At 66.6% G+C, this 12,946-nt stretch carries 8 protein-coding genes and 4 pseudogenes; 8 read left to right on the forward strand and 4 right to left on the reverse strand.

From position 1 onward, the window contains the following. The first annotated feature begins 26 nt into the window (after window positions 1-26). The 6 genes and pseudogenes from ltnD (at window position 27) to denD (ending at window position 6,291) form a co-directional block, all read left to right on the forward strand. Window positions 27-923 (forward strand): L-threonate dehydrogenase, encoded by an 897-nt coding sequence (ltnD, locus tag OMK73_RS17255; RefSeq protein WP_267603084.1) that lies wholly within the window; start codon window positions 27-29, stop codon window positions 921-923. An 11-nt stretch (window positions 924-934) separates the two neighbouring features. Next, window positions 935-2,238, forward strand: a pseudogene (otnK, locus tag OMK73_RS17260) (3-oxo-tetronate kinase). Next, window positions 2,235-2,873, forward strand: a complete 639-nt coding sequence (locus OMK73_RS17265) for an aldolase (protein ID WP_267603086.1) — start codon at window positions 2,235-2,237, stop codon at window positions 2,871-2,873. The pseudogene otnK and the gene OMK73_RS17265 overlap by 4 nt, the downstream one beginning before the upstream one ends. A 184-nt stretch (window positions 2,874-3,057) precedes the next feature. Further along, a pseudogene (locus OMK73_RS17270) lies at window positions 3,058-4,388 on the forward strand (MFS transporter). Window positions 4,389-4,445: 57 nt separating this feature from the next. Further along, on the forward strand, window positions 4,446-5,228 hold the full coding sequence (otnI, locus tag OMK73_RS17275; RefSeq protein ID WP_267603089.1) for a 2-oxo-tetronate isomerase: 783 nt from the start codon (window positions 4,446-4,448) through the stop codon (window positions 5,226-5,228). 73 nt (window positions 5,229-5,301) lie between these two features. Next, window positions 5,302-6,291: a D-erythronate dehydrogenase gene (gene denD / locus OMK73_RS17280; RefSeq protein ID WP_267603092.1), complete on the forward strand. Its 990-nt coding sequence runs from the start codon at window positions 5,302-5,304 to the stop codon at window positions 6,289-6,291. A gap of 80 nt (window positions 6,292-6,371) precedes the next feature. Here the strand turns inward: denD and OMK73_RS17285 are convergent, their stop codons facing one another. The 4 genes and pseudogenes from OMK73_RS17285 to OMK73_RS17300 all read right to left on the reverse strand — a co-directional run bounded on the left by OMK73_RS17285 (window position 6,372) and on the right by OMK73_RS17300 (window position 10,834). Further along, window positions 6,372-6,809, reverse strand: coding sequence for a YbgC/FadM family acyl-CoA thioesterase (locus OMK73_RS17285; RefSeq protein ID WP_150990356.1), 438 nt, complete (start codon window positions 6,807-6,809; stop codon window positions 6,372-6,374). Window positions 6,810-6,937: 128 nt separating this feature from the next. Next, window positions 6,938-8,307, reverse strand: a pseudogene (gene ltrA / locus OMK73_RS17290) (group II intron reverse transcriptase/maturase). 458 nt (window positions 8,308-8,765) lie between these two features. Further along, a complete protein-coding gene (locus OMK73_RS17295) occupies window positions 8,766-9,752 on the reverse strand; it encodes a tripartite tricarboxylate transporter substrate binding protein (protein ID WP_267603095.1) in 987 nt (328 codons plus the stop codon). Between the two features lie 116 nt (window positions 9,753-9,868). Beyond that, window positions 9,869-10,834, reverse strand: coding sequence for an alpha/beta hydrolase (locus OMK73_RS17300; protein WP_267606417.1), 966 nt, complete (start codon window positions 10,832-10,834; stop codon window positions 9,869-9,871). Between the two features lie 307 nt (window positions 10,835-11,141). Between OMK73_RS17300 and OMK73_RS17305 the strand changes: the two are divergent. Both OMK73_RS17305 and OMK73_RS17310 read left to right on the forward strand, forming a co-directional pair. Continuing rightward, a pseudogene (locus tag OMK73_RS17305) lies at window positions 11,142-12,289 on the forward strand (iron-containing alcohol dehydrogenase). Between the two features lie 81 nt (window positions 12,290-12,370). Next, window positions 12,371-12,892: an O-acetyl-ADP-ribose deacetylase gene (locus OMK73_RS17310; protein WP_267603097.1), complete on the forward strand. Its 522-nt coding sequence runs from the start codon at window positions 12,371-12,373 to the stop codon at window positions 12,890-12,892. Window positions 12,893-12,946: the final 54 nt, after the last annotated feature.

The raw sequence follows: 12,946 nt of genomic DNA on the forward strand, positions 1-12,946 counted from the left end.
TCACCGCCCTCCCGGCAGGAGTCTTCATGAGCAAATCAATTGGCGTCATCGGCCTCGGCGCGATGGGCAACGGCGTAGCGCACAGCCTGCTGCGCGCCGGTTTCAAGGTACATGCCTGCGACCTGCGGCCCGACGTGCTGCAGCGCTTTGCCGATGCGGGAGGCATCCCCTGCGCCAGCCCGGCCGAACTCGGCGGCAAATGCGATGTGGTGGTGACGCTGGTGGTCAACGCCGCGCAGACCGAGGCCGTGCTGTTCGGCGAACAAGGCGCGGCAAGCGGCCTGCGCCCCGGCACCCTGGTGATCGCCAGCGCGACCGTGCCGCCGAGTTTTGCCGAAGCACTGGGCAAGCGGCTGGGCGAGCGCGGCATCCTGCTACTGGACGCACCGGTTTCCGGCGGCGCCGCTCGCGCCGCCAGCGGCGAAATGACCATGATGACTTCCGGGCCGGCCGAAGCCTATGCGCTGGCCGAGGATGTGCTGGCCGCCATGGCCGGCAAGGTCTACCGACTGGGCGACGCGCATGGCGCGGGCTCCAAGGTCAAGATCATCAACCAGTTGCTGGCCGGCGTGCATATCGCCGCGGCGGCCGAAGCCATGGCGCTGGGCCTGCGTGAAGGCGTGGATGCCGATGCCCTGTTCGAGGTCATCACCCACAGCGCGGGCAACTCGTGGATGTTCGAGAACCGCGTGCCGCATATCCTGTCGGGCGACTACACGCCGCTGTCCGCGGTCGATATCTTCGTCAAGGACCTCGGCCTGGTGCTCGATACCGCGCGCACCAGCAAATTCCCGCTACCGCTGTCGGCCGCGGCGCACCAGATGTTCATGATGGCGTCCAGCGCGGGACACGGCGGCGAGGACGATTCCGCGGTGATCAAGATCTTCCCCGGCATCGAACTGCCGGCAAAGAAGGCCGAGTAAGGAAAGCCAGGATGACTGCACAGAACCCTTCCCCGCGCGCCCTGCTCGGCTGCATCGCCGACGACTTTACCGGCGCCACCGACCTGGCCAACACGCTGGTGCGCAACGGCATGCGCACCGTGCAGACCATCGGCGTGCCGGCCGGCGGCGAGGCGCTGCCGGGCGTGGAGCAAGCCGATGCGCTGGTGGTCGCGCTCAAGTCGCGCACCATCCCCGCCGCTGACGCCATCGCGCAATCGCTGGCCGCGCTGCGCTGGCTGCAAGCCCAGGGCTGCCGCCAGTTCTTCTTCAAGTACTGCTCCACCTTCGACTCCACCGATGCCGGCAATATCGGCCCGGTGGCCGAGGCCCTGCTGGCGGCGCTCGGCAGCGACTTCACCATCGCCTGCCCGGCATTCCCGGAGAACGGCCGCACCATCTTCCGCGGCCACCTGTTCGTGGGCGATGTACTGCTCAACGAATCGGGCATGGAGAACCACCCGCTCACGCCGATGCATGACGCCAACCTGGTCCGCGTGCTGCAGCGCCAAAGCCAGGCCAAGGTTGGCCTGCTGCGCTACGACGCCGTGGCGCGCGGCAGCGACGCGGCCCGCCAGGCCATTGCCGCCTTGCGCGGCGATGGCGTGAAACTGGCGATTGCCGATGCCGTGAGCGATGCCGACCTGCATACGCTGGGCGAGGCGTGCGCCGACCTGCCGCTGCTCACCGGCGGCTCCGGCCTGGCGCTTGGCCTGCCCGCCAATTTCCGCCGCGCCGGCGTGCTGCCGCAACGCACGGACGCCGACAGCGTGGCGCCCGTAGCCGGCCCGGCCGTGGTGCTGGCCGGCAGCGCGTCCAAGGCGACCAATGCGCAGGTGGCGCAGTGGCTCTTGGCCCAGCGCCCCACCCTGCGCATCGACCCGCTCGCGCTGGCGCAAGGCGCGTCCGTGGTTGAGGAGGCGCTCGCCCTGGCGAGCTCCCAGGCGGAGCCGGTGCTGTTCTACGCCACCACCACGCCTGAGGAGGTCAAGTCGGTGCAGGCCGCGCTGGGCGTGGAGCGTGCCGGCCATCTGGTCGAGCAGGCGCTGGCGGACATCGCCGCCGCCTTGAAAGCACGCGGCACGCGCCGCTTCGTGGTAGCCGGCGGCGAAACCTCGGGGGCTGTGGTGCAGGCGCTGGGCGTGCAAGCCTTGCGCATCGGCACGCAGATCGCGCCTGGCGTGCCCGCCACCGTCACGCTGGAAGCACGGCCGATGGCGCTGGCGCTCAAGTCCGGCAACTTCGGCGGCGTGGACTTTTTGATGAGGCCCTGCGCCAGCTTGGAGGTGAAGCATGAGCACCGAAGCCAGCCTGCGCGAAGAGATCTGCCGCATCGGCGCCAGCCTCTACCAGCGCGGCTACACCGTCGGCAGCGCCGGCAATATCAGCGCGCGCATGGAGGACGGCTGGCTGATCACGCCGACCGATGCGTGCCTGGGCATGCTGGACCCGGCCGCCATCGCCAAGGTGGACAGTGGCGGCAACTGGGTGGCCGGCGACAAGCCGTCCAAGACGCTGACCCTGCACCGCGCCATCTATGACAACAACCCGCAGGCCCACGGCGTGGTGCACACGCACTCCACCCACCTGGTGGCGCTGAGCCTGGCGGGCGCATGGCAACCGGACGATGTGCTACCGCCGATCACGCCTTACTACGTGATGAAGGTCGGGCATATCCCGTTGATTCCCTACCATCGCCCGGGCGACCCGGCGGTGGCGGCGCGTGTTGCCCAGCTGGCCGCTGAAGTGCGCGGCGTGCTGCTCGCGCGCCTTGGCCCGGTGGTGTGGGAGGCCACCGTCTCGCGCGCGGCCTTCGCGCTCGAGGAACTCGAAGAAACCGCCAAGCTCTGGCTGATGCTCAAGGACAAGCCTGACCCGCTCGACGAGCAAGCGCTGGCCGAACTGCGCGATACGTTCAAGGCGCGCTGGTAGGGACTCAGGCATGTAGCCAAGACACAGCCCAGGAAAGCAGAAACAAGAGCAAAGCAGAACCGCCCGCCGCACGCCCTCGCTGACGCCTGGGCCGCGGCAAGGGCAGCGTTCGCCCACGGCTTGCCGCTAACAACGGAAACAAGCCGGAACCAAGCCGGAACCAAGCCGAAATACGGAGACAACCATGAATACATCCACCCAGGCCGCGCTAGCCGGCGCCGGCCAAGACATCGACCGCGACATAGAAAAGCGCGCCTACAGCAAGGTGTTCTGGCGCATCATGCCGTTCCTGATGCTGTGCTACGTCATCGCTTACCTGGACCGCGTCAACGTGGGCTTCGCCAAGCTGCAGATGGCGCAGGACCTGGCGTTTTCCGAAACCGTGTTCGGCCTTGGCGCGGGGCTGTTCTTCATCGGCTACTTCCTGTTCGAAGTGCCCAGCAACCTGCTGATGCACAAGATCGGCGCGCGTATCTGGATCGCGCGGATCATGATCACGTGGGGCATCATCTCGGCGCTGTTCGTGTTCGTGAAGACGCCCACCACCTTCTACATCATGCGCTTCCTGCTCGGCCTGGCCGAGGCGGGCTTCTATCCCGGCGTGATCCTCTACCTGACCTACTGGTATCCCGCCAACCGGCGCGCCAAGATGATCGCGCTGTTCATGTCGGGCATCCCCGTGGCCGGCATGTTCGGCAACCCGCTGTCGGGCTGGATCATGGACGCCTTCCATGACTACGGCGGCATGCGTGGCTGGCAATGGATGTTCCTGATCGAAGCCGTGCCCGCGCTGCTGATCGGCATCATCACCGTGTTCGTGCTCAAGAACGGCATCGACCAGGCGCCGTGGCTGGATGCGGACGAGAAGCGCGTGCTCAAGCGCAATATCTCCGAAGACGCGCGCCAGGCCAGCGCCTCGGGCACCGGCCACTCGCTTGGCGCCGTGTTCAAGGACCGCCGCGTCTGGTGGATGTGCCTGATCTACTTCTGCTTTGTCACCGGGCAATATGCGCTGACGTTCTGGATGCCCACCCTGGTCAAGACCAGCGGCGTTACCGGCAACCTCAATATCGGCCTGCTCAGCGCCATCCCGTTTATCTGTGCCATCGTGGTGATGAACTTCCTCGGCCACAGCGCCGACGCCCGCCGCGAGCGCCGCTGGCACCTGATCGTGCCGGCGCTGATGGGCGCCGTGGGCTTTGCCATTGCCGCCTCATTTACCCACAATACCGTGGTGGCCATCGCCGCGCTGTCCCTGGCTGCCGCCGGCGTGCTGACCTGCGCCCCCTGTTCTGGTCGCTGCCGACTGCCTTCCTGTCCGGGCTGGCCGCGGCCTCGGGCATTGCGGTGGTGAATTCGGTGGGCAACCTGGCTGGCTTTGTGGCACCGTACATGGTGGGCTACCTGACCGACCTCACCCACAGCACGCAGTCGAGCATGTATGTGCTGTCGGCCATGCTGGTGATCGGCGCCGGGCTGGTCTGGCTGACGCCCGCCAAGCTGGTCAACCGCTGATGCGCCCTTACAAGAACAGCCAAGAACAGCCAACAACCTCTTCTCCTGGAGCACCGCATGCCGCGTTTTGCCGCCAACCTGTCGATGATGTACACCGAGCACGCCTTCCTGGACCGCTTCGCCGCCGCGGCGGCGGACGGTTTCAAGGCCGTGGAGTACCTCTTCCCGTATGAGCACACTGCTGCCGAAATCCGCGCCCGCCTCGATGCCAATGGCCTGACGCAGGCGCTGTTCAACGCGCCGCCGGGCGACTGGAACGCCGGCGAGCGCGGCATGGCCGCCCTGCCGGGGCGCGAAGCCGAGTTCCGCGATGCCTTCGCCCGTGCGCTGGAATACGCTGCCGTGATCGGCAACAACAAGGTCCACGTGATGGCCGGCCTGGTGCCGGCCGGCGCTGACCACGGGCGTCATCGCGCCTGCTACCTGGAGAACCTGGCGCATGCCGCGCAGGCCGCTGCCGCCCAGGGCGTCACCGTACTGATCGAGCCGATCAATGCGCGCGACATGCCGGGTTACTTCCTCAACCGCCAGGACGACGGACAGGCCATCTGCAAGGAAGTCGGCGCGGCCAACCTGAAGGTGCAGTTCGACTGCTACCACTGCCAGATCGTGGAGGGCGACCTCGCCGTCAAGCTCAAGCGGGACTTCGCCGGCATCGGCCACATCCAGATCGCCGGCGTGCCAGAGCGCCACGAGCCGGACCTGGGCGAGCTGAACTACCCGTACCTGTTCGACGTGATCGACGGCCTGGGCTATGACGGCTGGATCGGCTGCGAATACCGTCCGCGCGCCGGCACCTCGGCGGGTTTGGGCTGGCTCAAGCCTTACCTGAAAGGCTGAAAGGCCGCATCTGCGCCAAGCGAATCCATCAAGCCAACCGCGCCGCCCACGGCCGCAAAACTGGAAGACGAACATGCAAGTACTGATCACCGGCGGGGCCGGGTTTCTCGGCCTGCAACTGGCCCGCCAACTGCTAAAACGCGGCACCCTGGACATCGACGGCAAGCCCGTGGCCATCGCAGGCCTGACGCTGCTCGACGTGGTAGCGCCGCCCCCGCTGGACGACGCGCGCGTGCGCGTGGTCACCGGCGACCTGTCCGATCCCGCGGTACTGGCGCAGGCCATCGATGCGCGCACCGGCGCGGTGTTCCATCTGGCGGCGGTGGTCAGCGGCCAGGCCGAGGCGGATTTTGACCTGGGCATGCGCGTGAACATGGATGCTGCGCGCGCGTTGCTGGAAACCTGCCGGGCGCTTCACGTGAAACATGGCATCCGGCCACGCGTGGTGTTCACCAGTTCGGTAGCCGTGTACGGCGGCACCCTGCCCGCTGTGGTGCAGGACGATACCGCGCTCAATCCGCAATCTTCCTACGGCGCGCAGAAGGCCATCGGCGAGTTGCTGCTGTCGGACTACAGCCGCCGCGGCTTTGTCGACGGCCGCGTGCTGCGGCTGCCGACCATCAGCGTGCGGCCGGGCAAGCCCAATGCCGCCGCATCGTCGTTTGCCAGCGGGATCATCCGCGAGCCGTTGGCAGGCGTTGCCGCCAATTGCCCGGTCTCGCCGGAAACGCCGCTGTGGCTGCTGTCCCCGCGCGGGGCGATTGCCGCGCTGGTGCGGGGCATGGAAATCGATGGCGCCGAATTTGGCCAACGACGCACGGTGAACCTGCCCGGCTTGTCGGTCACGCCGAAGGAAATGGTCGCGGCATTGCGGCGCGTGGCCGGCGACAGCGTGGCGGATCGCGTGAGCTGGGAGCGCGAGGCGCGCATCGAGAATATCGTCGGCACCTGGCCTGCCGCCTGGAATACGGAGCGCGCGCTGGCGCTGGGATTCCAGGGCGACGCGGATTTCGATGCGGTGATCCGGGCGTATATGGAGGATGCGGGAATAGCGTCGCGTTGAATTTTCAGGCGCATTCGAGCGGCGCTGGCTTGCACGCAGGCCAACGCCGCCGCAGTGAAGGCCTTCAGAGGCCGGGCGGCTCAAGCGTCCGGCTTCACCACTTCATAAGCCGTGATCGTTTCCCGTACCGGCCCCGGGATCGGCGCCGACTTCTGCGTAGCGGGATCCGCGCAGACATAGACGATCTCGCCCGTGACCAAGTGCTCGTCGCCACGGTACATCTCCACGCGGAACAGCATGCTGGAGCGGCCCAGGCGGGCAATCCGCCCCCGGATCTCCAGCATGTCGTCAAAGCGCGCCGACGCGTGATACTCCAGCGTGGACTTCACCACGAAGATATCCACGCCGTGCGCGTGCAGTACATCCTCCGGATACCGGATGCCCACCGCCCGCCAGTACTCCGTCACGCAGATATCGCAGTAGGTCAGGTAATGCGCATTGAACACGATCGACTGCGGATCCACCTCGGCCCAACGCACCCGCAATGGCATGCTGTGACGGAAATCTTCCTTTGCCATGTCGGCGTTCCCCCTTGATTGCCGGCCAAACATCGGCCCGATATCGGCATAGGGGGCAGCCCACTGGCTGCGCCCCTGCCACACCACCCGGCATGCGGGTCCGCACCGGGCGGTTCGAGAGGTTGAGGTTAAGTGAGACGGGGCATGCCCAACTGATCGAAGTAGGCGATGGTCAGGACCCGGTTCAGCGTGTCGCCGCTGTTGCGCCACCAGCACCGGCTACTCGCCGCTGCTTGCCTGGCGGCATCCGCTGTAGCACCCAGCGCACGCAACTCTCGGTAAATGACCCGACCACGGCGCCAGTGCTTGAGCTGGATGGCCCTCAGCCGGTGGCGCATCCACTTGTCCAGCTCGCGCCAGACCTGGGGCGTTTGCGCCAGCCGGAAGTAGGCCTTCCATCCCAGAACATATGGCCTCACCCGATCCACGACTGCCTGCAGACTCCGCCCGCCTGAGCGGCGAGTCAGTTCGCGGATGCGTTGCTTGAACGTCAGCAGCGGCTTAACTGCCACTTTGCGCTTGACCACTCCCCCTGCGGCCACCCAGAAGCTGTAGCCGAGGAACTTGCGGCCAAACGCGCTCGCCACCGCGCTCTTTGCCTCGTTGACCTTCAGGCGCAGGCTGCCGTACAAGCGCCGCAATAGCGCCATCACTCGCTCGCCCGCCCGCCGACTGCGCACGTACACGTTCGCATCATCGGCATAGCGCACGAAGCAATGACCTCGACGCTCCAACGCCTTGTCCACCTCATCGAGCAGTACGTTAGCCAGCAGCGGTGACAGCGGCCCGCCTTGCGGCGTGCCCTCGTACCGCTGCAGCACTACCCCGCCATCCATCAGCCCGCTGTTCAGATACGCCCGGATCAGCCGGATGACCCCGGCGTCCCCGATGCGCTTCTGTAGACGGTCAATCAGGATGTCGTGGTTGACCCGGTCAAAGAACTTCTCCAGATCCACGTCCACCACCACTCGCCGCCCCGACTGCACGTACGACTGCGCGGCTAACACCGCATCGTGCGCACGCCGCCCAGGCCGGAAGCCGTAGCTGTGCTCGCTGAAGGTGGGGTCCAGCATCGGCTGCAGCACCTGCAACAGCGCCTGCTGGATCAGCCGGTCCGTCACCGTCGGAATACCGAGCTCGCGCTCGCCTCCTCCGTCCGGCTTCGGAATCGTTACCCGCCGTACCGGACTGGGCCGGTACGTCCCCTTGAGCAGTTGCTGGCGGATCTCCGGCCACGCCGACACCAGATAGCGGGCGGTCTGATCAATATCCAGACCATCCACGCCAGCGGCGCCTTTGTTGCGGCGGACCCGCCTGAACGCCTGCTTCAGGTTCTCTCGCGTCAGCGCCGCTGCCAGCAGCGCCGACCCCGTGTCCTCCGGTCCCCGCCGCGGACCGCCGGCTTCGTCGCAGGCGGGTTCACGGCCGGCTTCACCGCCCGCTACTCCTCCCGCCCCGCTCGCGCGGGCTTCTGACGCAATGCCTTCGGTATCGACATGGCTTCGAACACTCCCTCTCGTTCGGTCCTTCGTCGGCGGATTCGAGCCTTGCCGGCGCTACCCCCAACTACTTCGACCTCTGCTGACTTCTCGCTCCGGCTCGACGCCGTCGCCCTTTCAGGCATGAGGCGAGATCTCCCCAGGTAAGAACGCACTCCTTCGCTGCACAACCGCCGGATTTACGCCGCCTCCCCTTGATCACGAGAACTTCGCGGTTTCATGCCCGCTCGTCCTGGTCGGCACCGCCTTCTATCCGGTTCGTGTTCCTCGGCTCGCAGCTTCGCTCCACGCTTCCTCCCCACGATCGGTCGCCCTTTCGCAGTTGCGCTTCGCTTCGATCGCTGTGATCAACTTACGGTGGGACTTGCACCCACAGGAGTGCGCCCATGCTGGGCGCACATGAAAACGGCGCCGGCCCCGGACAGGGCAGCGCCGGCATTAAGCGGCCAAGCCAGGCTTATTGCGGCTTGTTCAGCCCAAGCTTGTCGATAATGGCCTTCTCTTTCTTGACCGTATCGGCGGCGAAATGCGCGTATTGCTCGCTGCTCATGTAGAACGGCTCCATGTCGAACTTGGTCAACGCATCGCGGTAGTTCTGCATTTCCATGGCTTTCTTGAAGCCGTCATGCAGCTTCTTGACGATCTTCGGATCGGTGCCCTTGGGTGCTACCACGCCGAACGGCGAGGTCTGCACGATGCCCAGGCCCAGTTCCTTCAACGTCGGCACATTGGGGAAGCGCGCCGAGCGCTTCTCGCCCCAGGTCGACAGCAGGCGCAGCTTGCCGGACTCCACGTACGGCGCCCAGGCCGGGGTGTCCGCCACCGACATCACGTGCCCGCCCAGCAGGGCCTGCATCGATTCCGAGTTGCCCTTGTACGGAATATGCGAGAACTGCACGTTCTGCTTCATGGCCAGCTCTTCCATGGTCAGGTGCAGCGTGGTCATCGAGCCCGGCGAGCCGTAGGTCAGGCGGCCCGGGTTGGCCTTGGCGTAGGCGATGTAGTCCTGCATGGTCTTGATCGGCGAATCCGCCGGGACCACCAGGCCGAACGAGTAGCCGGCCAGGTTGATCACGTAGGACAGGTCCTTGACCGGATCCCAGTTGATCTTGGTGGTGTACGGCAGGCGGTAGACCGGCATGGCTACCTGCGCCAGCGTGTAGCCGTCGGGCTGGGTCGATTGCATCAGCTGGGCGGGCAATACCCCGCCCGCGCCTGGCTTGTTCTCGATGATCACCGGCTGGCCGAGGATCTTGGAGGCGTTTTCCGCCAGCACGCGGAACGGCAGGTCGGTGGAACCGCCCGCGGTGTAGCCGATGATCAGGCGAATCGGCCGTTGCGGGAAATTGTCCGCCTGCGCCAGGGCCGGCGCGCTGGCCAGCCCCAGGGTAGCCGCGGTGGCGGCGAGCGCGCCCGCATGGGCGAGGAAGTGGCGGCGTTGCATGAGTCTGTGTCTCCTATTGCTACTGCTACAAGTAATGCACTACACGTAAAGCCAATGAAATCGGGGGTTCTGCGACCGCTTCGATCTGGCTGCCGGCCCCTGCCGGCGAGCCGCGCTCAGCCGTCGAAGGCAGCGCGCAAGGCGGCGACCGCGTCGCCATGGGCGGCAGCCACCGCCGGGACGAAGCGTCCCAGCTTGAAAAAATCGTGGATCATGCCCGGGTAGTCGGCCACTTGCGCCGGCACGCCCGCGGCGCGCAGCTTGGCCGCGTAGGCCACGCCTTCATCGTGCAGCGGGTCGTAGCCCGCCACGGCGATCCAGGCCGGGCAGCAACCGCGCACGTCGGCCCCCGTGCCGCCGCCGTCCAGCGGGGCAAAGCGCCAGTCGTCGCGGCTGGCTTCGCCATCCAGGTATTGCGAGAAAAACCACTGGATCATCGGCGCGGTCAGCAGGTAGCCCTCTGCCAGCGCACGGTGCGACGGCGTGTCCTGGCGCGCGCAGGTGCCGGGATAGATCAGCATCTGCAGGACAGGCCCCAGGCCCAGATCGCGCGCATGCACGGCGCAGGCGCTGGCCAGCGTGCCACCCGCGCTGTCGCCACCCAGGGCGATACGGCTAGCGTCGGCGCCCAGGCGCGCCACCTCGGTGAAGACCCATTCCATGACATCGAACGCGTCATTCGCCGCATGGGGAAATTTCCACTGCGGGCCAAGCCGGTAGTCCACCGACAGCACCATGCAATCCGCTTGCACGCACAGCAGCCGGCTCAGGGGATCATGCGAGTTGACGCTGCCCACGGTGAAGCCGCCGCCATGGAAGTACACCAGCAACGGTAACGGCTCGGCCCAGCTGGCCTCGCGCGGCGCGTACAGCCGCACCGGGATGTCGTAGCCATCGCGCGCGGCCACCGTCAGGTTTTCCACGCTGTGCACGGGCAGCGGTGCAATATCCATGATGGGCGCGCTCTTCTCGTACGCGGTCTTGGCGTCGGCCGGGTCCAGCTCGTGGATGGACGGACGCTTCACGCGCCCGATCAGCTCCAGCAACGCGGCCACCTGCGGGTCGAGCGGCGCCGACGGCATGCCGGGCAAGGCAGGCGCGGGCTGGGCGGGCGCGGCAGTGAAAGCAGGCGGGACAGCGGACATGAACAGTCAGAATCAGTAGCAACGAACCTTCGGCAGCAGCCGAATCTCCAGTGGCGTCAACGCCGCTGGCGTTCGAATTGTGAACGATCGTTCGATTTTAGTATGATTCCAGATGTTTCGGCAGCAAAGCATATGAAATTTCCCTGGGACTGGTCAGGGCGGCAGGTTTTGCGCGATCATCGACCATCGTCAGAAAAGCCGGAAGCCAGAAGAAATAAAACCCTCATCGACGGAGACAGCATAGATGGCCTTCATTTATTACCTGACCCACATCCACCTGGATTTCGGCACCATCAGCCAGCTCAAGGCAGAGTGCGAGCGCATCGGCATCCGGCGCCCGCTGGTCGTCACCGATAAAGGCGTGGTCGCCGCCGGTGTGGCCCAACAAGCCGTGCAGGCCCTGGGCGGCCTGTCGCACGAGATCTTCGACGAAACCCCTCGAACCCGACCGAGGCCATGGTCAAGAAGGCCGCGGCGCAATATCGGGAAGGCGGCTGCGACGGGCTGATCGCGGTCGGCGGCGGCTCCTCCATCGACCTGGCCAAGGGCATCGCCATCCTTGCCACCCACCCCGGCGAACTGACCACCTACGCCACCATCGAAGGCGGCAGCGCCAAGATCACCGAGCGCGCCGCGCCGCTGATCGCCGTGCCGACCACCTCGGGCACGGGCAGCGAAGTGGCGCGCGGTGCCATCATCATCCTGGAAGACGGCCGCAAGCTCGGCTTCCACTCCTGGCACCTGCTGCCGAAGTCCGCCATCTGCGACCCGGGCCTCACGCTCGGCCTGCCGGCCGGCCTGACCGCCGCCACCGGCATGGACGCCATCGCGCATTGCGTGGAAACCTTCCTGGCGCCCGCCTTCAACCCGCCCGCCGACGGCATCGCCCTGGACGGCCTGGAGCGCGGCTGGAAGCACATCGAACGCGCCACCCGCGACGGCCAGGACCGCGACGCACGCCTGAACATGATGAGCGCCTCCATGCAGGGCGCCATGGCCTTCCAGAAAGGACTGGGCTGCGTGCACTCGCTGTCGCACCCGCTCGGCGGCCTCAAGGTGGACGGCAAGACCGGCCTGCACCACGGCACCCTGAACGCGGTGGTGATGCCGGCGGTGCTGCGCTTCAACGCCGACGCGCCCAGCGTGGTGCGCGACAACCGCTACGCCCGCCTGCGCCACGCCATGGGCCTGCCGGAGGGTGCCGACCTGGCCCAGGCCGTGCACGACATGACCGCGCGCCTCGGGCTGCCCACCGGCCTGCGCCAGATGGGCGTCACCGAAGACATGTTCGACAAGGTGATCGCCGGGGCACTGGTCGACCATTGCCACAAGGCCAACCCGAAAGAGGCCAGCGCCGCGGATTATCGGCGTATGCTGGCGGAATCCATGTAAGTGCCGCGGCGGGCCGGCAGCACAGGTGCGCGGAACAGCCGGGGCGATCCAGCTTTATCCACCCAGCACGGAGAAGAGGTCATGACAGGGGAACACCTGCAGGTCTTGCACGGAGACATCACCCGCATGGAAGTCGACGCCATCGTCAATGCCGCCAATAGCGGCTTGCTCGGTGGCGGCGGTGTCGACGGCGCCATCCACGGCGCCGGCGGCCCCGCCATCATGGCCGCCTGTCGCGGCATTCGCGAAACCAAGGGCGGCTGCCCCACCGGCCAGGCGGTGATCACCACCGGCGGCCTGCTACCCTCGCCTTACGTCATCCACGCGGTCGGCCCGGTCTGGCAAGGGGGCGACCACGGCGAAGATGCCCTGCTCGCCAGCGCCTACCAGGCCAGCATCGCGCTAGCCGCGCAGCACAAGCTGCGCACCATCGCCTTTCCCAATATCAGCACCGGCATCTACGGTTTCCCGCGCGAGCGCGCCGTGGATATTGCCATCGAAGCGGTACGCAAGGCGCTGGTGGCGGCGCCCACCATCGAGCAGGTCAGTTTTGTCTGCTTTGATGATGAGAACTACCGGCTGTATCGGCAGAGGCTGACTTGAATGGGGGCGGCCTTCGCTGGAGGTATTGCGAAGGCCGCAGCCATGATCGAGGTC

Source organism: Cupriavidus sp. D39 (assembly GCF_026627925.1).
Lineage (GTDB): Bacteria > Pseudomonadota > Gammaproteobacteria > Burkholderiales > Burkholderiaceae > Cupriavidus > Cupriavidus ulmosensis.